The 20,409-nt window shown below is 63.2% G+C and carries 16 protein-coding genes; 6 read left to right on the forward strand and 10 right to left on the reverse strand.

The window, feature by feature from the left end:
* Positions 1 to 61: 61 nt before the first annotated feature.
* The 3 genes from ACODTZ_RS18550 to ACODTZ_RS18560 are packed head-to-tail and all read left to right on the forward strand — an operon-like array spanning position 62 to position 3,821.
* Positions 62 to 1,792, forward strand: coding sequence for a SulP family inorganic anion transporter (locus ACODTZ_RS18550; RefSeq protein WP_489027141.1), 1,731 nt, complete (start codon positions 62 to 64; stop codon positions 1,790 to 1,792).
* 18 nt (positions 1,793 to 1,810) lie between these two features.
* Positions 1,811 to 2,659 (forward strand): polyphosphate kinase 2, encoded by an 849-nt coding sequence (ppk2, locus tag ACODTZ_RS18555; protein ID WP_047514045.1) that lies wholly within the window; start codon positions 1,811 to 1,813, stop codon positions 2,657 to 2,659.
* A gap of 40 nt (positions 2,660 to 2,699) precedes the next feature.
* Entirely contained in the window at positions 2,700 to 3,821 is a 1,122-nt protein-coding gene (locus ACODTZ_RS18560) for an AI-2E family transporter (protein WP_489027143.1), read from the forward strand.
* A gap of 27 nt (positions 3,822 to 3,848) precedes the next feature.
* On the opposite strand, the gene ACODTZ_RS18565 is transcribed toward ACODTZ_RS18560, so the two are convergent.
* From ACODTZ_RS18565 to ACODTZ_RS18590, 6 genes are all read right to left on the reverse strand, one after another.
* Positions 3,849 to 4,100 carry a hypothetical protein gene (locus ACODTZ_RS18565; protein ID WP_489027145.1) on the reverse strand — a complete coding sequence of 84 codons (252 nt, stop codon included), beginning with the start codon at positions 4,098 to 4,100 and terminating at the stop codon, positions 3,849 to 3,851.
* Between the two features lie 121 nt (positions 4,101 to 4,221).
* On the reverse strand, positions 4,222 to 5,148 hold the full coding sequence (locus tag ACODTZ_RS18570) for an amino acid ABC transporter substrate-binding protein (protein WP_489027147.1): 927 nt from the start codon (positions 5,146 to 5,148) through the stop codon (positions 4,222 to 4,224).
* Between the two features lie 18 nt (positions 5,149 to 5,166).
* The gene (gene potE, locus ACODTZ_RS18575) at positions 5,167 to 6,528 is read right to left on the reverse strand and encodes a putrescine-ornithine antiporter (protein ID WP_018896905.1); all 1,362 of its coding nucleotides are present in this window, start codon (positions 6,526 to 6,528) and stop codon (positions 5,167 to 5,169) included.
* A gap of 18 nt (positions 6,529 to 6,546) precedes the next feature.
* On the reverse strand, positions 6,547 to 8,910 hold the full coding sequence (gene speC, locus ACODTZ_RS18580) for an ornithine decarboxylase (RefSeq protein ID WP_489027150.1): 2,364 nt from the start codon (positions 8,908 to 8,910) through the stop codon (positions 6,547 to 6,549).
* Entirely contained in the window at positions 8,907 to 11,168 is a 2,262-nt protein-coding gene (locus tag ACODTZ_RS18585) for an Orn/Lys/Arg family decarboxylase (RefSeq protein WP_489027152.1), read from the reverse strand. The genes speC and ACODTZ_RS18585 overlap by 4 nt, the downstream gene beginning before the upstream one ends.
* Before the next feature lie 146 nt (positions 11,169 to 11,314).
* The gene (locus tag ACODTZ_RS18590; protein ID WP_489027154.1) at positions 11,315 to 12,241 is read right to left on the reverse strand and encodes a cation diffusion facilitator family transporter; all 927 of its coding nucleotides are present in this window, start codon (positions 12,239 to 12,241) and stop codon (positions 11,315 to 11,317) included.
* Positions 12,242 to 12,449: 208 nt separating this feature from the next.
* Here ACODTZ_RS18590 and ACODTZ_RS18595 point away from each other — a divergent pair, with 208 nt between their 5' ends.
* Positions 12,450 to 13,817: an amino acid permease gene (locus ACODTZ_RS18595; RefSeq protein WP_489027198.1), complete on the forward strand. Its 1,368-nt coding sequence runs from the start codon at positions 12,450 to 12,452 to the stop codon at positions 13,815 to 13,817.
* Positions 13,818 to 13,842: 25 nt separating this feature from the next.
* Here the strand turns inward: ACODTZ_RS18595 and arcC are convergent, their stop codons facing one another.
* The 4 genes from arcC to ACODTZ_RS18615 all read right to left on the reverse strand — a co-directional run bounded on the left by arcC (position 13,843) and on the right by ACODTZ_RS18615 (position 17,553).
* Positions 13,843 to 14,781 carry a carbamate kinase gene (arcC, locus tag ACODTZ_RS18600; RefSeq protein ID WP_018896900.1) on the reverse strand — a complete coding sequence of 313 codons (939 nt, stop codon included), beginning with the start codon at positions 14,779 to 14,781 and terminating at the stop codon, positions 13,843 to 13,845.
* Position 14,782: 1 nt separating this feature from the next.
* A complete protein-coding gene (locus ACODTZ_RS18605; protein ID WP_047514062.1) occupies positions 14,783 to 15,787 on the reverse strand; it encodes an ornithine carbamoyltransferase in 1,005 nt (334 codons plus the stop codon).
* Positions 15,788 to 15,824: 37 nt separating this feature from the next.
* On the reverse strand, positions 15,825 to 17,054 hold the full coding sequence (gene arcA / locus ACODTZ_RS18610) for an arginine deiminase (RefSeq protein ID WP_489027156.1): 1,230 nt from the start codon (positions 17,052 to 17,054) through the stop codon (positions 15,825 to 15,827).
* Between the two features lie 148 nt (positions 17,055 to 17,202).
* On the reverse strand, positions 17,203 to 17,553 hold the full coding sequence (locus ACODTZ_RS18615; RefSeq protein WP_111564052.1) for a hypothetical protein: 351 nt from the start codon (positions 17,551 to 17,553) through the stop codon (positions 17,203 to 17,205).
* Between the two features lie 268 nt (positions 17,554 to 17,821).
* On the opposite strand from ACODTZ_RS18615, the gene ACODTZ_RS18620 reads away from it, so the two are divergent.
* Both ACODTZ_RS18620 and ACODTZ_RS18625 read left to right on the forward strand, forming a co-directional pair.
* The gene (locus ACODTZ_RS18620; protein ID WP_047514070.1) at positions 17,822 to 18,490 is read left to right on the forward strand and encodes a response regulator transcription factor; all 669 of its coding nucleotides are present in this window, start codon (positions 17,822 to 17,824) and stop codon (positions 18,488 to 18,490) included.
* Between the two features lie 98 nt (positions 18,491 to 18,588).
* Positions 18,589 to 20,385: a hypothetical protein gene (locus ACODTZ_RS18625; protein ID WP_489027159.1), complete on the forward strand. Its 1,797-nt coding sequence runs from the start codon at positions 18,589 to 18,591 to the stop codon at positions 20,383 to 20,385.
* Positions 20,386 to 20,409 lie beyond the last annotated feature (24 nt).

Genomic DNA, 20,409 nt, shown 5'->3' on the forward strand with positions numbered 1-20,409 from the left:
CTGACGGGTGGGGCCGGCACCAATACGGGAACAGCGATGACGAAGTGATAAGGAGCCCGTGGTGATAGGCAGTCTTCCGATGTTGCGAGGCCTGAGCGGTTTCAGCAGGGATTGGCTGAAGAGCGATATCCCGGCCGGGCTGTCGATTGCGGCCGTCGGCCTGCCGAGCGCCATCGCCTACCCCGCCATTGCCGGCCTGCCACCTGAAACGGGCATCTACGCCAGCATCGTCGCGCCGATCGCCTACGCGATCTTCGGCCCCTCGCGGCTCCTCGTCGTCGGCCCTGATGCGGCCACCATGACAGTGCTTGCCGCGGCCATGGGAACGATCGTCGCCGCCTACCCCGCCGGCACCCCGGTCGATCGGGTCGCCATCGCGGCAGCACTCGCGCTCGGCGTCGGCATCTGTTGCATCGCCGCCAAGGTGCTGCGCCTCGGCGTTCTCGCAAGCTTCCTCTCGCGCCCCATCCTCGTCGGCTTCTTCGCCGGCGTGTCGCTGTCGATCCTCGTCGGCCAGATCGGTCGCTTCACCGGCGTGAAGATCGAATCCGACGGGCTGGTCCCGCCGCTCGTCGAGATCGCCGGCAAGAGCGGCCTGATCCACTGGCCCTCGCTGCTCCTCGGCCTTGCGATGTTCGCGCTGCTGTGGCTCGTCCGGGCTTTCCAGCTCAAGATCCCAGGGCCGGTGCTGGTCGTCGTCCTCTCGGTCGTGCTTTCGGCCATCTTCGATTTTCAGGGGCGCGGCATCGCCGTCGTCGGCGACATCCCGAGCGGCCTGCCAAGCTTCTCGCTGCCCGCGCTCCACCAGATGCCACTCGACAAGATCATACTCGGCTCCGCCGCGATCTTTCTGGTGAGCTTCGGCGCGGGCATCGTGGCGGCCCGCAGCTTCGGCTCGCGCACCGGCGAAGAGGTCGATGCGAACCAGGAGCTGATAGGCCTCGGCGCGGCCAACATCGCGCCGGGGCTGTTCGGCTCGTTTCCGATCAGCGTTTCGGATTCCCGCACTGCAATCAACCTGTCGACCGGCGGCGTCTCGCAGGCGGCCGGCCTCGTCTCGGCGGCAACGCTGATCGCGGCCCTCGTCTTCCTGCACAGCGCGCTCCGCATCCTTCCCATTCCGGCTCTCGCCGCGATCCTTGCGATGGCGGCGATCAGCCTCATCGACGTCCACGAGTTGCGCAAGATCTGGCGCATCAGCCGCATGGAGTTCATCTTCGCGCTGATCGCCATGTGGGGCGCGATCAGCTTCGGCGTGCTCAACGGCGTCATTGTCGCGGTCGCTGCTACACTGGTCTACCTGTTGCGCCAGACGATGTTTCCGCGCGACGGCCTGCTTGGCCGCATCGAAGGCCGGCACGGCTTCTTCGACCTTGCCCGCCACCCCGAGGCACGCCCGGTCGACGGCGCCGCCGTCTTCGCGGTGCAGGGCAGCATCCTCTTCTACAACGCCGATTACATCAGGAACCGCCTGACTGCGGTGGCGCGCAACCTGCCCGCCGAAACCCGCTGCCTGGTGCTCGATGCCAGCGCGATCACCCATATCGACAGCACGGGCGCCACCGCGCTCGAGGCCGTGGCCGAGATACTCGCCAAGCGAAACATCACCTTCGCCATCGCCGATCTCAGCGAGGAGAGCCGCGGCATTCTCAGCCGCGCCGGCGTCATCAGGACGATCGGCCCGGACAACATCTTCAACGGCAGAGAAGAAGCACTGCGCGCGCTGATCGGAAATTACGATCAGACAGGCGCGACATCGGCAGGCACGACATCGACAGGCAGCACGGTTTGAGACCACGGAGGGAGAACCATGGACGAGATACTGGAAACCAAGGGGCACGACCCGGAGCCATCGGCAAAGTCCAACGGCAAGGACAAGAAGAAAAAGAAGGCTTGGGATTACGACAAGCAGATCGCCCGCCTGCAGGTGGAGCTGGCGCATCTCCAGGCATGGGTCAAGAAATCGGGCGCCCGGGTGGTCATCGTTTTCGAAGGCCGCGACGCCGCCGGCAAGGGCGGCATGATCAAGCGGATCACCGAGAAGGTCAGCCCGCGCGTCTTCCGCGTCATCGCGCTGCCCGCCCCCACCGAACGCGAGAAATCGCAGATCTACATGCAGCGCTACATCAACTATCTGCCGGCCGCCGGCGAAGTCGTGATCTTCGACCGCAGCTGGTACAACCGCGCCGGCGTCGACCGCGTCATGGGGTTCTGCAGCGAGAAGAAGGTGCAGCGTTTCCTCGAGCTTGCGCCGCGTTTCGAGGCGGCGATCGTCGAGAGCGGCGTGACGCTGCTCAAATACTTCCTGACCGTCAGCGAGGAAGAGCAGGAGCGTCGCTTCCGGCGCCGCATCGACGATCCGGTCCGGCAGTGGAAGCTGAGCCCGATGGACGTCGAATCCTACCAGCGCTGGTGGGACTATACCCGCGCCTATGACGAGATGCTCCGGATGACCGACAGCAATCACGCTCCATGGTGGATCGTCCCCTCGGACGACAAGAAGCGCGCCAGGATCAACTGCATCTCGCACATTCTGCAGTCCATCCCCTACGAGCGCATCAAGTTCGAGGAGCCCGATCTCGGCAAGCGCCAGAAGCGGCCGTCGGACTTCATCGAGGACGGCAGCGTCCGCCACGTCGTGCCCGACACGACACAGTAACGTCAAGCGCGCAAGGGGGCTCGCGGCGCGGGATATGACCATGGACCAGACGAACGACGTGGGCATGGCGGCGAAGGACGCCGGACAGATCTCGATCGAGGCACGGGTCAGCGACCTTGTGCGCCTTGGGATCATCGGCCTTTTCGCCTATTGGACGGTGCTTCTCATCGCGCCGTTCGCGCTGATCGTCGTCTGGTCGGCCATCCTTGCCGTCGCGCTTTACCCGATGTTCAATGCGCTCTCGCGGCTGATCGGCAACCGGCCGGTGATTGCCGCGACGGTCATCGTCGTCGCCTGCCTCGTGCTGATCATCGCGCCCGTGGCGCTCGTGGCGGTCAACTTCGCCGATGCGGTGGAAGGGCTGGTCGGCAAGCTCCAGGCGGAGAGCTTCGCGCTGCCGGCAGCACCCGAGAGCATTCGCGCATGGCCCGTCATCGGCGAACGCCTCTATGCCGGTTGGAACAAGGTCGCCGGCGATCTCGCCTCCAACATCATCGAATATCAAAAGCCGATCCTGCATGTGATGGGGATCGTGGTCGCCAAGCTCGCCTCGATCAGCGGCGGCGTGCTGAGCTTCGTCGCCTCCGTTATCCTCTCCGGCTTCTTCCTCACCCAGTCGACGCGGCTGGCCGAAACCATTCAGGTTCTGGCAAGCCGCATCGCAGGCGACCGGGGCGTCGGCTTCGCCAAGCTCGCGGGAACGACGGTCAGGAATGTCTCGCGCGGCGTGATCGGCGTTGCCTTCCTGCAGACGCTGATGTGCGGCCTGTGCTTCGCCTTCTTCGATCTGCCCGCACGGGGCGCACTGACCTTCATCATCTTCATGCTCTGCGTCATGCAGCTGGGGCCGGGGCTTGTCCTCGTGCCGGCGATCATCTGGGGCTGGCTCTCATGGCCGACATCGGTCGCCTTGGCACTGACAGTCGTGGCGGTGCCGATCATGCTTGTCGACAATGTGCTGAAGCCGATCCTGATGGCGAAAGGTCTCTCGACGCCGATGCTGGTGATCCTGATCGGGGTTATCGGCGGCACGCTATCCTACGGGCTGCTGGGCCTGTTTCTCGGGCCGATCGTGCTCAGCGTGTTCTACGAACTGCTGCGCGCCTGGGCCTGGCCGCCGCGTGAAAGCACGGAAGCAAAGCCGCTTATGCCGGTTGATTGAGACGAGACAAAAGAAGGCTGAACGGCCTCACCCCTGAGATCTGAGCCCGCCGGAGCAATAGAGGATAACCTCCTGCTCGATCTCATGACAAAGTTCGGAATATTCCGCGATCAGACTTTCCTGCAGCGGCTTCTCGCTGCGAAACCGGTCGAGTGCGTCGGCGGCGAGTGCGTAGGACTCGAACATGTCACCGAGCGCTTCCGTGGGCACGCCTGACAGCACATGCCGGAGATCCGGCAGTCTGAGCATCAGCCTCCTCCGTCCGCGCTCCCGGTTCATGGCTTACCTCCGCATTCGCTACTTCTTGTACGAATCCCTGAGAGTGTCGGATTGTTCCGCGATGCAACAAATATCGCTTTTTATCGACAAACGGCCATGATGATGCGGGTCGGCATAAGGTTTACTCCGGCAGCGCGGTCTGCCGGAAGAAGGTGACGATCGCCTCGTCGGGCACGCCGAACCATGTCGTGAAGAGGTCCACGAAATCGGCCGAGGCATAAGTCTGGCTGAGCGCGCGATCGACGGCGAGACGGAAGTCTTCGTCACCGCGCGTGAGTTCCAGCCCCAGCGGCTCATAGGTGAAATGCCGCCTCAGCACCACGAGATTGCCGGCATTGTCGCTGCGGGCGGCCGCATCCATCAGGAGCGGCATGTCGCCGAAGAGTGCTGCCGAACTGCCGTCGACGACACGCTCGATACCGATCGCATAGCTTTCCACCGGCACGGATGTCGCCGCCAGCTGGAAGGTCTTGATCCGCTCGGCCAGCCAGCGCTCGCTGGTCGTCCCCGCTATCGACGAGAAGGTCTTGTGCTCGAGGATGGTGCGAGCGGGAGAGCCGCGCCAGATGGGCCGGCTGGTGGGCTGCCCATAGGCCAGAACCTCGGTCAACGCCAGCGGTGCGCTCTTGCTCAGGACCACGCCGGTGCCGCTCGGAAAGATCGGCAGCGAGAAGGACACTTCGGCGCGGCGGCTGAGCGTGATCGGCTCGGCACCGCAGACGAGATCCACCGTCCCGTCCTTTATCGCCGGCTCCCGCCCCTTCTCCGTCAGCGGCACCCATTCGACATTCAGCTGCGGCAGATTCAGCGCCGTCTTCAGGCTATCGGCGATCTTCCCACAAAGCGCGACGGCGTAGCCGCCTGGCGCCGCCTGCTCGGTCTTGAACGAGAACGGCCGGGCATCCGGCTCATAGCCGAGCTTCAGCGAACTGCTCGTCTTGATCCGGTCGAGCGTCTGTGCCTCGGCGGACGACAACCCCGTGGAGGCAGCCGCGCCGGCGAGGATCGACGCGGTCAGCAATGTCTTCAAGCGCTTTTTCTGTTGCATGACGCATCCTCCCCGGAACTATTCTGCCGCCGCGACACGGTTCAGGCCGCTCGCAAAGCGCGGCGCGATCCGGCCGTAGATGATGAAGCTGATGCCCGTCACCAGCATGCCGCCAAGCACCGCGTCCTTACCCGACGCGTAGATCGCGAACACGCTGTAGAGCATGCCGAGCGTGGCGATGATGGAGTTCAGCCGGTACTTCGCCGGCGGCACACCCGCCTTCTTCATCATCACGAAGAGAGCCGAAAGCGCCACGATGTAAGGCAGCACGTTGGTGACGACCGCGAGGTTGACGAGCGCGGAAAACTGCTCGTTGAGCGTCGGCGAAATGGTCATCAGGGCAAGCCCCGTCTGCACGATGCCGAGGATGATCATGCCCTGGACCGGCGCCCCCATCTGGTTCACCCGCGAGAAGATCGCCGGGAACATCCGCTCCTGCGCCGCCGTGCGCGCCGTCTGCGCGATGGTGAACTGCCAGCCGAGCAGCGACCCGACGCAGGCAAGCACCGCGAGCGCCATGATGATAGACCCGATCGTCGGATTGAACATGGTCGCATAGGCAAGCGCGAATGGACCGGTCGAGGCCGCCAGATCGGCGTTCGGCACGATGCCCTGAATGACAGTCGTCGACAGGATGTAGATGACGGCGGCGCCGAGCGTGCCGAACATGCAGGCGAGCGGCACGTCACGCTTTGGGTTCTCGACGGCATCGGAGTTCTGCGCCGCGGACTCCATGCCGAGGAACGCCCAGAGCGTCAGCGAGATGCTGGATCCCATCCCCTGCGCCAGCGTCAGCCCCTTCGGGTTCCAGGCAGCACCGAACGTGCTCGAACTGAACCAGAACCAGCCGATGATCGAGAGCAGACCGACCGGAATGATCACGCCCCACACGGTGATAGACCCGATCCGCCCGGTGATGCGCGGGCCGCCGAAATTGGCAGCCGTTGTCAGCCACAGGAGAGCGATCAGCGCGACGCAGGTCATGACGGGCGTCGAGGTCAGCACCGGAAAGAAACCGGCGAGATAGCCCACCGCCGAGATGCCGATCGCGACATTGCCGATCGCCAGCGACAGGAAATACAGGAAGAAGACGAGGAAATATCCGTCCTTGCCATAGGCATCCTCGGCGTAAGCCGACATGCCGCCGGGCCGCTGGTTGAACAGCCCGGCCTGCGCGAAACCGTAGGCGATCGCCATCGAACCGAGCGCGGTAACGATCCAGGAGAGCAGCGAGATGGCGCCGACCTGCGCCATGTTCGCCGGCAGCATGATGATGCCCGACCCCATCATGTTGACGGCGACGATGAAGGTCAGCTGCATCAGGTTCATCTTCTTCTTGGCCGTGGTATCGGCCGCAGCATGCATTGTGTGATCGGTCATGATGACACTCCCCTCGCCCTACTCGCGCACGACATATGTGTGGAACTTGATGCTCCCATCGATCCGTTCCTGGAACACGCCCTGGACCTCGTAGTTGAAGCCCGGGAAGCGGTTGAAGGACTCCTCGAAGGCCAGGAAATAATCGCGCATCGGCCGCGCCCGGTCGTCCCAGCGCTCTCCGGGCACGATCACGCCGATGCCGGGCGGATAGATCAGCGCCAGCGTCGCCGAGATGCGCCCGGCGGCTTCCGACAGCGGCACGTAGTCGACATTGTTGGCGACCAGCGCCTCATAGGCCTGCTTCGACGAGATCGCCGGCTCCGGAAAGCTCTCAGAGCGGAAGCACAGGCGCTGCAGCTCCTTGACGCCGGCGGAACGGTAGAAGCTGTGCATCTCCTTGCAGACCTGCCGCACCGTATAGCCCTGATAGCGCTCGCGATTGGCGGCGAAGACGGTCGGCAGCACATCCTGCAGCGGCGCGTCGCGATCCCAAAGGTTCTTGAACTTCACCAGCTTGGCGACCAGCGTGTTGAGCTTGCTCTCGTCTTCGGCCGGCGTCAGCAGGAAGAGCAGGCTGTTGAGATCGCATTTCTCCGGCACGACGCGCTGCTCGCGCAGATAGTTGGCAACGACGGTCGCCGGGATGCCGAACTCGCGATATTCGCCCGTCTTCCGGTCGATACCGGGCGTCAGAAGCGTCAGCTTGTTGGGATCGACCATCGTGTAGCCGGGCGCGTAGCCGGCATAGCCATGCCACGTCGCCTCCGGATCGAACCGCCAGCACTGCTGCTCGCGCTTCAAGACATCGGTCGGCACGTCTTCCCACCTTATGCCGGCGAGATCGCCAGTGTGTTTCGAACCCGTGACGGAGATCTTGTCCGGCACGAAGGGATCGAAGAACCACTGTTCCTCGGCGCTAGTCGCCTTGCTCTCGTAATGCTGGACGAAGCCCCGCAGCTTCTTGCGCACCTCGATGCCGAGACCGATACAGCGGTCCCAGAGCATCTCACCCGCCTTGCCCTCATGCACCTTCGCATTGACGTCGAGCGAGGCGAACAGCGGGTAGAAGGGCGATGTCGAGACATGCATCAGCAGCGATTCATTGAAGCGCTTGTGCTCGATGAAGCGGCGCTGGTCGCTGATATGTTCGTCGCGCTTGTGGATCTGCGACGCCTGCGAGAAGCCCGCCCCCTGCTTGTGCACTGACTGCGTCGAGAACAGGCCGGGCATGTCGGGCTTGAGATCCTTGAGCCGCATCGGGCTATGGCCCTCGAACAGCGGATGGAAGGCGTTGTAGCCGATCCAGGCTTCGTCCCAGAGCACGTAGTCGCAGAGATGACCGATCTTCTCCATCACCTGGCGGACGTTGTAGATCGTGCCGTCATAGGTGGCGAGCTGGATGCAGGCGAGCCGGAATGGCCGCTCGGCATTGGCCCGGCTCTTGTCAGCAAGAAGCGGATGGGCCGCGATCTGCTGGCGCAGCCAGCCCTCGTCCCACGCCGCCCAGTCGACGGCGCCGATCATGCCGAAGGAATTGCGCGCCGTCGGAAGATAGATCGGGATAGCCCCCGCCTGCACCAGCGCGCCCTGATGCAGCGACTTGTGATTGTTGCGATCGAACAGCACGAGATCGCCGGCGCGCAGCACCGCGTTGGTCACCACCTTGTTGGAGGTGCTGGTGCCGTTCAGGATGAAATAGGTGCGATCCGCCCCGAATATCCGCGCCGCCTGCTTCTGCGCCTCGACGGCGGGGCCTTCGTGGATCAGGAGATCACCGAGATCGACGTCGGCGTTGCAAAGATCGTTGCGGAAGATGCTTTCGCCGAAATACCTGAAGAACAACTGCCCGGCCGGAGACTTGCGATAGAACTGCCCGCCCTGGTGGCCGGGGCAATCGAAGGCGATATTGGCCTCGCCGTCATAGGCCATCATGCCCCCGAAGAACGGCGGCAGCAGCGACTTGCCGTAGTTGATCAGGCTGGAGACGATCTGCTTGGCATAGAAGGCCGGCGTTTGCTGGCCGAGATAGACGAAGCCATCCACCTCGCCCGCCATCTCCACAACGTCCATGTCCGAGATGCTGAGCGTATCCGCCATCGCCCAGACCGGCGTGCGGAAACCCGCCTCGCGCAGCGAGCGGAGAAAGCCCCGCGCATAGGGAAGCAGACCGCCTTCGACGGAGCCGATATAGGCGCCCACCGAGGCGTCTTCCGAAACGTCGGCCGTGTAGTCATCGCGGAGTTCGACCTCGAAATTGTCTGCCGCGAGCTGCGCCAGCAGCTCCTGTACTTGGCGGTTGCCGCGATCGACGACGGCGACGATCTTCAGCATCTTGTTGAACGGTATCGCAACCGTCGGGGACTTCACGTCGCGCGGGATCATTGGACCGCCCCCTCCGCCACGCAATCGACGAGGTAGCGGCGCCCGTTGCTGCCGGCCTCGAAGCGCAGGCCGTGAATATCGGTCTCGAAGCCCGGGAACTTGCGGTCGAAATCGCGCGCGTAAAGCAGGTAATCCTGAATGGACTTCGTCGTTTCGGTGATCCGCTCGCCTGGCATGATCAGCGGAATACCCGGCGGATAGGGAACGATCATCACCGCCAGGATGCGGTTCATCAGCTTGTCGATCTCGACGCTCTCGATCCGTCCCTTGACGAGATGGTCATAGGCGTCGGCCGGCCGCAGCGCCATCTCGGGCAGCACCGTATACATCTCGCGCTGCGCCTTCGGCACATCGTCCTTGCGGTAGATGGCGTGGATCTGCTCGCAGAGATCGCGCAGGCCCATGTTCCCATAAGCCTCGGGATGAGAGGCGGCCAGCGCCGGCAGTGCGCGCGTCAATGGCGCGTTGCTGTCGTAGAGATCCTTGAAATTGATGAGCTCGGTGACGAGCGTGCTCCACTTGCCGCGCGTGATCCCCATCGAAAACAGCACGAGGAAAGAGTAAAGCCCGGTCTTCTCGATCTCGATCCGGCGCGAGGAAAGGAACTTGGTGATGACAGCTGCCGGTATCCCGTGCTCCTGCATCGTCCCATCCGCCGAAAGCCCCGGCGACAGGATGGTGACCTTGATCGGATCGACCATCACATGGTTTTCGGCAAGCCCGGTAAAGCCGTGCCAGGCGTCGCCGGGCTTCAGCACCCACTCCGCATGCGTATCGCTCGGCGTCTCCTCGGCGATCGTGGGCTCCCACACGTCGAACCACCAGCTCTGCCCCATCTGACCGCGCACCGCGTTCATCGCCCGGCGGAAACTGATGGCCTCGTCGATCGTCTCCTGCACCAGCGCGCGGCCGGCCGGCTGCTCCATCATCGCCGCGGCGACATCGCACGACGCGATGATGCCGTATTGCGGCGAGGTCGAGGTGTGCATCATGAAGGCTTCGTTGAAGCGCGTGACGTCGAGCTTCTTGTTCTCGGCGTGCTGGATATGGATCATCGACGCCTGCGAGAAGGCCGCGAGAAGCTTGTGCGTCGAATGCGTGGCGAAGGTGATGGCATTTTGCGAGCGCGCCGGCTGCGTCGACGAGATGCCGTGGAAGCCATCATAGAACTCGTGGAAGTTCGCGTAGGCATACCAGGCCTCGTCGAAGTGCAGCACCTCGACGGAATCCTTGAGCGACACCTTGATGGCGTCGACATTGTAGCAGAGGCCGTCATAGGTGGAGTTGGTGATCACCATCAGCCGCACCTTGCCGCTGGTCTCACCGGCAAACGGGCTGGCCGCGATCTTCTTTGCAATCGCCTCGGGCGTGAACTGATCCTTGGAGATCGGCCCGATGATGCCGAGCCCGTTGCGCGAGGGGATGAGATAGATCGGCGTCGCGCCGGTCATGATCAGCGAATGCAGGATCGACTTGTGGCAGTTTCGGTCGCAGAGCACGAGATCGCCGCGCCCCACCATGCCGTGCCAGATGATCTTGTTGGCGGTCGAGGTGCCGCCGACGACGAACAGCGTTTCATCCGTGCCGAAGATGCGCGCCGCGTTGCGCTCTCCCTCCGCGATCGGCCCGACATGATCCAGAAGCGACCCGACGCTGCCGACCGACACCGAGATATCCGACCGCAGCGTGTTCTCGCCGAAGAAGGTGTAGAAGAGCTGCCCGACCGGGCTCTTGCGGAAGGCGACGCCGCCGCCGTGGCCGGGCGTATGCCAGGAATACGCCCCCTCCAGCGTATAATCCATCAGCGCCTTGAACATCGGCGGCGGCAGCCGGTCGAGATAATTACGCGCCGCCTGCACGATGGCGCGGGCCATGAACTCGGCGGAATCCTCGAAAAGCCGCAGGAAGGCGTTGGCGTGGCGCAGCACGCTGGCCGGCACGTCTTCGGCCGTGGTGTCGTCGCCGAACAGGAAGATCGGCAGCCGGTCGTTCTTGCGGCGCTTGGCGCTCAGAACCTCCTCCAACACCTGCCAGCGCGACGCCTTGTCCTCCGTCCCATCGACGGAAACCAGCCAGGCGGACTCCGTGTTGAAGATATGCACCAGACGCCTCGCATCCTCGTAAGTGACGCCGGAGACGACACGAAACCCTTCCGCCTCGATGGCGGCCGCCAGATCGCGCATCCCGCGGCCGGCAGCGCTCTTGCCGTCGAAATCCTCGTCGATGACTGCGATCGGAAATGACTTGTGGAATTCCATGCGCCCCTCCAGAACCCAAGTTTGGACAGCGGCTGTCATGCCGCTGCGTGCGTCTGAGATTGGGCGGATGGTACACGGGAGGTTGCGGACCGTCGTTGATTGCAGTCAACGTGAAGGCAAAAGCATAGGGCGAGGAGAAACGATGCCTATTCGGCCCATTCGGCATCGGCGGTAAAGGCGATCGTCAGCCAGCGATTGGCCCCCTCGCCGCCGATCCGGTCTCCGATATCGTCGCGCAGGGCATCCCATTCCTCGATCGTCTTGGCGGGCAGCCCCTCGGGCACGATGAAATAGAGCTCGACCTCGGTCGCCCTTCCGACGCGCGCGACATAGGCGCGGTAGGAGAGGAAGCCAAGGCGCTGAACGGTCTCCGACGCCACCTGGTCGACATGCTCCTGCAGATCGACAGGCGCGATCAGGAGCACCTCGCTCAGCGCCTTCAAGATCGTGCCGATCGGCAGCGGGATCATCACCAGGCAGACGAGGCCGAGCACCACGGGGTCGACATATCGGGCGATCCAGGCCATCGGCGTCGGCAGCACCGCAAGACCGATCACGAAGGCGACAAGCAGTGCAAACGCGATACCGCCGGACATGATCCAGGCCTTGATATCGAGCGCGATGAAGTCGGACTTCAGGCTGCGGTTCAACGCAATGCCGATCGACGCCATGACCACGCAGACGACAAGCGTGGCGCCGGAATAGACGATCGCGGCGCCGAAATGCAGCTCATGCCCGCCATTGATGACGCTGATGACCGCATTGATCAGCGCGTAGACGGCGACCGTCATCAGCAGGCAGCCGTTGAGCAAAAGCACGATGGGCTCCAGATGCCAGAAGCCCATGGTGAAGCGATTGCGGATGCGGCCGGACTTGGCATTGCTCTCCGCCGACCGCACGATCAGGCTCGACACCCAGAGCGCAAGCCCGGTCATCGCGGCATCGGCCAGCGAATAGACGCCGTCGAAGGCGATGGAAAATGAGCCAGAGATAATGCCGAAGACGATGCCAAGAGCCGCCACCACGACGGTCGCTGCGATCGATATGGTCAAAAAACGCTGCTCGTTCCGCATCACTGTCTCCGCTGGCTACCCATCTCATTTTAGCGCGTTCACACAAATGGTGAAGGCTTCAGGCGTGGCGACCTACTACGCATTGATCCGGATTGCGAGCCTTGCGGATTGGGAAGAGGATGCCGATGGCCGCACAAGCCGGGACGCTATCCCGGGCCGTGCCGAGGCTATCGTCCACAGCGGTTTACCGATCTTCGGGAGGGATTTCATGACGACCTCGCAGAACGGCAAAAGCCTCGGGCTCGCCGCCTGTACCGCCATCGTCGTCGGCAACATGGTCGGGTCCGGCTTCTATCTGTCGCCGGCCGCCGTCGCCCCTTATGGCAATCTGGCGATCCTCGTGTGGATGATCATGGGCGCCGGCGCGATCTGCCTTGGTCTCACCTTCGCGCGGCTTGCCGGCATGGTGCCGGCCGTCGGTGGCCCTTATGCCTATACACGGCTCGCCTATGGCGATTTCGCCGGCTTTCTCATCGCCTGGGGTTACTGGATCTCGATCTGGTCGTCGCTTCCCGTCATCGCCATTGCCTTCACCGGTGTGATGATCGATCTCTTCCCCGCGCTCGGCAACCGGCTTGCAGCAACGGTCCTCACACTCGGCGTCATCTGGACGATCGTGCTCGTCAATCTGCGCGGCGTGCACGCGGCCGGGCTCTTCGCGCAGGTGACGACCTATGCCAAGCTCATCCCCTTCGGCGCCGTCGCCATCATCGGTCTCCTCTATATCGACACCTCGCATTTCGCCGAATTCAACCCTAGCGGCCAGTCGTTGCTGCAATCCTTCGCGGCCCTGGCGCCGCTGACCATGTTTGCCTATCTGGGTCTGGAATCGGCCACCGTTCCCGCTGGCGATGTCCGAGACGCGCGCCGAACAATCCCCCGTTCGACCGTGCTCGGTATCTCCATCGCCGCGGCTCTTTATGTGCTCGGCACCGTCGTCGTGATGGGCGTCGTGCCGCGCCCGCAACTCATCCACTCCGTCGCACCCTTCTCGGAAGCGGCGGGGCTGATGTGGGGGCGCGGCGGCGAATTGGCGATCTCTATCGCGGTAGTGATCTCCTCGATCGGCGCGCTGAACGGCTGGACGCTGCTGATGGGCCAGGTGCCGATGGCGGCTGCCCGCGATGGATTGTTTCCGCCCCTCTTTGCCCGCCTCTCCAGCCGCGGCGTGCCTGCCATCGGCATGGTGGTCTCGGCCACCTTCGCGACCCTGCTGGTCCTCGTCCAGGCGGTCGGCTCCGATAGTTTCGCGGCGGTCTACCGGCTGATGGTGGGGCTGAGCACGATGACAGCAGTCGTCCCTTATGCCTTCTGCGCGCTCGCCGGCACCCTTGTCGCATCGCGGCTGAGCAACGGGCAAAAGACGCCCCGCGTCACCATCATCGAATTGATCGCCTTCCTCTTTGCCATGTTCACGCTCTATGGCTCGGGCGCCGAGCCGGTGCTCTACGGCATGGTGCTTCTGATGCTCGGCATTCCCGTCTATGTCTGGCAACGGCGAAACGGCGATGTCGCGCGCACGCAAGGCGTCGAAACGCAAAACGGGGCGCCGATACGCCCCGCTGCCTCGCTCTAATTTTTGCCTCTTCGGTCCGCCCCACTCACCCGTGCCAGCTGAGCCCACCGAAGCGGCCATCGATGATCGTGCCGAGCTCGCCCCGCACCATGCCTGCAATATCCGCAAGCGCCCCGATCGCCGCAGCCTTGCCCGTCGTCTCGGCGAAATGGCAGGCGGCATCGACCTTCGGCCCCATGGACCCAGCCGGAAAGTCGAACTGCTTCATGTCGCCGGGGCGGGCCTTGTGGATCGCCTTTTGCGACGGCTTGCCCCAATCGAGGCAGACAGCAGGCGCATCGGTCGCCATGATCAAGAGATCGGCGCCGATCTCGCGCGCCAGCAATTCAGAGCAGAGATCCTTGTCGATCACGGCTTCGACGCCAACAAGATGACGCTCCTTGCCCTTCTCGTACATGGTCGGTATCCCGCCGCCGCCGGCGCAGATGACGATGGTGCGCTGCTCGAGCAGCCAGCGCACCGGCCGGATCTCGAAGATGCGCTTGGGAAGCGGTGAGGCAACGACCCGGCGCCACTTGTCGCCATCCTGCTTGAACACCCAGTTCTTCTCCGAGCGAATGCGATCGGCATCCGCCTTCTCGTAAACAGGGCCGACGAACTTGGTGGGGTTCGTAAAACCAGGATCGTCGGCATCGACCTCGACCATGGTGAGCAGCGTCGCCAGCGGCTGCTCGAAGGGCAGCACGTTGCCGAGCTCCTGCTCCAGCATGTAGCCGATCATCCCCTCGGTCTCGGCGCCGAGCACGTCGAGCGGATAGGCTTCATCAGGCTTGTAAGCGGCGCCCTGCAGCGCAAGCAAGCCGACCTGCGGCCCGTTGCCATGGGTGATGATCAGCTGATGCTCGGCGGCCAGCGGCGCGATCGCCTCCGCCGCCACCCGCGTATTGCGTCTCTGGACATCCGCGGTCATCGCTTCCCCGCGCCGGAGAAGAGCGTTGCCGCCAAGCGCGATGACGATCCGCATCCTAGTCTCCCAATGTCGCGACAAGCAGCGCCTTGATCGTGTGCAGCCGGTTTTCCGCCTGCTCGAAGGCCACATTGGCCTCGGATTCGAACACCTCGCCGGTGACCTCCAGGCCGTTGCTCATGCCGTAATCCTCGGCGATCTGCTTGCCCAGTGTGGTCTCCGTGTCGTGGAAGGCCGGCAGGCAGTGCATGAACTTGGTCTGCGGATTGCCGCTCGCCTTCATCAGCGCTTCGTTGACCTGATAAGGCGTCAACAGCTTGATGCGCTCGCGCCAGACGTCCTTCGGCTCGCCCATCGACACCCAGACGTCGGTGTGGATGAAATCGACGCCCTTCACCGCCTCCTTCGGATCGTCGGTGATCAGAAGCCGAGCGCCCGATCGCTCCTGCAATTCCCTCGCGATCTTGATGTATTCCTCTGCCGGCCAAAGCGATTTCGGCCCGCAGATCCGGACATCCATGCCCATCAGGCAGCCGACGATCAGAAGCGAATGGCCCATGTTCGAGCGTGTGTCGCCGATATAGGCGTATTTGATATCGGCGATCGGCTTGTCGGCATGCTCGCGCATGGTCATCACGTCGGCGATCATCTGCGTCGGATGATATTCGTCCGTGAGGCCGTTATAGACGGGCACGCCGGCATAACGCGCCAGCGTCTCCACCCCCTGCTGCGCCGAACCGCGATATTCGATCGCATCATACATGCGGCCAAGCACGCGCGCCGTGTCCTTGAAGGATTCCTTGTGGCCGATCTGCGAGCCGGACGGGTCGAGATAGGTGACGTTCGCGCCCTGATCCGAGCAGGCGACCTCGAAGGCGCATCGCGTGCGCGTCGAGGTCTTTTCGAAGATCAGGCAGATCTCCTTGCCCTTCAGGTGCTGCTGCTCGGTGCGGGCATATTTGGCCCGCTTCAGATCGCGCGCGAGATCGAGAAGATAGCGGAATTCACGCGGCGTATAATCCTGCACGGTCAGAAGCGAACGGTTGCGCAGATTGAAGCTCATTGTCTTGCTCCGTAGGGCTGTTTCAGGATGTCTGCTGTCAATAGGCGGGGTCGCGCCAGATCGGGCATGTCATGCAGTGCCCGCCGCCACGACCGCGGCCGAGTTCGGAACCGCGAACGGTGATGACCTCGATGCCCGCCTTGCGAAGAAGCGTGTTGGTGTAGGTGTTGCGGTCGTAGCCGACCACGACGCCGGGCTCCAAGGCGACGACGTTGTTGCCGTCGTCCCATTGCTCGCGCTCGGCCTGGTAGGCGTTGCCGCCTGTTTCCACGACCCTGAGCTTGCCGACACCGAGCGCGTTGGCGACGATATCGAGCATCGGCTCCGTCTCGGGATGAATGTCGAAATTGCCGTCGTCATCCGTCTGCACCATGCTGTAGCAGCGGATCTGATCGACAACTTCGGCAAAGAGCGTCACCACATCGCGGTCGCAGAAACTGAAAACGGTGTCGAGGTGCATGGCCGCCCGGCTCTTCGGCATCAGGCAGCCGATAACCCTAGTGACGGCCTTGCTCTTGAACAGAGCGCGCGCGACCTGGCCGACCGCCTGGTAGGTGGTGCGCTCGCCCATACCGATCAGCACGGTGCCGTTTCCGATCGGCATGACGTCGCCGCCCTCGATCGAGGCGTTGGCGAAGTCCTCGTCGCTGTCGCCCCACCAGATCTTGAAATCGCCGTCGCGGAACGTCGGATGAAACTTGTAGACCGCGCGCTGGATCAGCGTCTCGGGCTGCCGCGCCGGCCAGAACATCGGATTGCAGGTCACGCCATTGTAGATCCAGCAGGAGGGATCGCGCTGGAACAGCGTGTTCGGGATAGGCGGAATGACGAACTCTGTCTCCGACAGCGCGCTCAGCATCAGGGTCTTCGCCTTCACGTCAGGCAGGTCGGAGATCGCGATGCCGCCGATCATGAAGGCCGCGAGCTGTGTCGCCGGCATCTCGTCGAGCCAGGGCCGCACCGCCTCGGCGATCTGCGAGCCGAGCACGTTGGGTGTGATACGGCGATCGAGCACGAAGTCGCGCGCCGACTTGTCGGCGAGCGTCTGCGCCAGCATGTCGTGCAGCTCGAGAACCTCGACGCCGCGCTCCTGCATCTTCAGCACGAAGTCGTAGTGATCCTTCTGCGCCTCGTGAACCCAGAGCACGTCGTCGAAGAGAAGATCATGGCAATTGCCCGGCGTCAGCCGCTGATGGGCGAGCGACGGTCGGCAGACCATCACCGTTCTGAGCTTCCCGACTTCCGAATGAACCCCAAAACCGCGCATCGCGCTCTCCTCCAAGCTGCCTGGGATAGCGATCGCCCTGCTACCCATGGATGGGATGAGCCTAACGGGACGGGTTCGGCCGTGTCATTGATCGCAAGCAATGCGCGAAGCGGTATTGCCGGTCAGGCGGCCATTGCGACGACCGCGATCATTCCACGTAGAAGACGAGATTGCCGTTGCGCGCCCGCGTGACCCATTCGATATCGTCGGGCGTCAGCTTCTTCGCCTTCAGCTGTTCGACCAGCCACTTGTTGGAGCGCGCCGCCGCCCGAACGGCTTTCACCTCATCCGGCTTGCCCGGCTGATGCAGCGCGCCGGTTTCGATCGCCGTGCGATAGCTGACGACCGAGAACCGCTTGCCGTGATAGGCCTTCACCGCATCCGGCAGGTTTTCGGCCCAGTTCATGCGCCGATACTCTTTGCGATCCTGCTGCGCACCGACAGGGGCCGCCATCACGGCGGCGATCGCAATTCCTGTCGCAAGAACCAGCTTTCTCATCGTAGGGGCTCCATTGAGAATTGGGGGCGCGAATTGGGGAAAGTCCCGCGACGATAGGCCGTTCGATGGCAACAGGCATTGAGCCGGATCAACGCATGCGGGCGCTTGAAACGTCCGACATCAATGTTTTCAACGTGTCGGCTACCACAGATGTTACGCGATGCTACGCCTGAAGAGCGCGGTGTAGTGGTAATATACAGTTAGGTAGAGGGTGGATTGGGCAACCGCGCTCTCACGCTTTCGTTGCATTTGAGGGAGAGTTTACTCGATGGCGAATGACCTGACCGTGCACCTCGTCGACGACCAGGAGATACCGCGGCGATCCCTGACGTTCCTGCTGATATCCTCGGGCTTCGCGGTTCGCGCCTATGAGAGCGCGTCGGCGTTTCTGGATCAGTTGCCGGTCTCCGGCAGGGCATGCCTCGTCAAGGTCACGCGGATGTCCTGCACGGACGGGTTGCAGTTGCTGGAACGGCTGAATGCGCTCAACGCAAACATTCCCACGATCCTCGTTGGCGGCGACGGAGACGTGGAGACGGCCGTGCAGGCCATGAAGGCGGGTGCGGCCGATTTCATCAAGAAGCCGTTCGAGGACCAGGCGCTGATCGCCGCGATCAACCAGGCCACATCGCGTCGTACGCCCCCCTCGCCCACACCTGTCGATACCGAAACAGTCGCCAACAGGATGCGGCAACTGACCGATAGGGAACACCAGGTTCTGGCTGCGGTTCTGGATGGTCTACAAAACAAGATGATCGCCTTCAACCTTGGCATCAGCGCCCGCACGGTCGAGGTTCATCGCGCCAACGTCATGGCGAAAATGGAGGCGCGCAACTTGGCGGAACTGCTGCGCATGGTCTTGACGTCGGGCGGCATGCCGCAACCCGCAGCGCCTCGTGGCCCGGCTCTACCAGCGGTACCGGCCAGGCTACTTTAAGCTGCGCTCGACAAAGTCATTGAAACCACACATGGTTATGGGATATGCTCAATTAGCATGGACTAAAGATGATTGCGTGATCGTGTCGGAGGGGCATCATGAGTAGCGCAAAGGTCGAGTTTTCGGGCGAACCAGGACCTAAACCGGACGACATCCTCCAGCAACTCGAGCGTGTTCTCGCCAGCGACGAGTTTCACTCGCCCGAGCGTGGCCGGAAGTTCCTGCGCTTCGTGGTCACCGAGACCCTGGAGGGACGCGCCCAGTTCCTCAAGGCCTTTACCATCGCCAATGAAATCTTCGGCAGGCAAAGTTCTTTCGACGCACAGAACGACCCCGTCGTCAGGATAGAAGCTGGCCGCATTCGCCGTGGCCTCGAGCGCTATTATCTCGTCGCCGGGCAGTGCGATCCGATCGTGATCACCATTCCCAAGGGCGGCTACGTCCCGCATTTCGATTATGCCGAACCATCGCATCCATCCGCCGCTCCGGCGCCTCGTTCCGAGCCAGCGACGATACACGCACCTGCCGATCGCAAGACGCGAGATACCAGATCATTCGCCGCACTGGCCGTTGGCGCAACACTCCTGATCGCCGCGACAGCCGGTTACTTCCTTTGGCCAGCGGGCTTGCTGAACGGCCGGATCGGAACGCAGCAATCCCCGGTCGCCGATACCTCCAGCCCGATGATCGTCGTCGAAAACTTCCAATCGGATGGAGAAGAGGGCGCCACCGCCGACATCGCCCAGGGGTTGAGGGACGAAATCATCGGCCAGCTCGCAACATTCGACGACATCATCGTCGTCGCCGACCCATCTAGGGCCAAGGACGGAAACCCGCACGGCTTTGCCTTGCAGGGCAGCGTGCAGCGCGATGGCAACAGGCTGCGCTCCATCTCCCGCCTGATCCGCCGCTCGGATGCGGCTGTCATCTGGGCGAACAATTACGACGCCGATCTTGGTGCCAAGAGCATCCTGCAGATCCAGGCCGACATCGGGCAGGATATCGCGGTGTCCGTCGCCCAGCCCTACGGCGCGATCTTCGTCACAGATACCGACAAGATCGCCGAACCGTCCTTGAGCGAAGTGGGCGGAGCCTACGACTGCACGCTCGCCTATTACAGCTACCGCCGGGGAATGGATGCAAAAAGCCATGCCGCCGCCCGCGATTGCCTCCTTCGCGCGACCGAGCGCTTCCCTGATAACGCCACATCCTGGGCGCTGCTGTCGCTCGTCTACATCGATGAAATCCGGTTCCGCTACAAGCTCGGCGCGCAACCATCGCCCGAGGCCATGACATTGGCGACCAAGGCAGCGGAACGCGCAACGACAATAGCTCCAAACAATACCCGCGCGCTGCAGGCAGCGATGCTGGTGAGCTTCTTCACCAACGATATCGACAAGGCGCTGAAACTCGGCGCCGCCGCCTATGCCGCCAACGCCAACGATACCGAGGTCGCCGGCGAATACGGGCTGCGGCTCGCCATGTCCGGCAAATGGCAATCCGGCTGCGAGCTCGTCTCCCGCGCCGTCAACAAGGATGCCGGCCCGAAGGGATATTACGAAGTCGGCATGGCGCTTTGCGCCTATATGCGCGGTGACCTGCAGGCCGCCGAGCTGTGGTCGCGCATGTCTGACCTGGAATACAACCCGATGCACCGCCTGGTTCTGCTCTCCATCCTTGGAGCCGAAGGCAAGACCGAAGAAGCCGTGCAATTGAGAGACTGGTTGAACGCCCACGCGCCCGAGATGATGAAGAACGTCCGCGAGGAAGTGTCCCGGCGTCTGCAGCGCCCGGAAGATCTTGAGCGCATGCTGACCGGGCTACGCGCGGTGGGCGTCGGCAACGAGATGGCCGGCCTCAGCGGCGAGCGCCCGAACGCAAGCAGCCCAAAGTGAACCGACAGAGCGCGGGCGGCCAGC

This window comes from Rhizobium sp. FG113 (assembly GCF_057809895.1).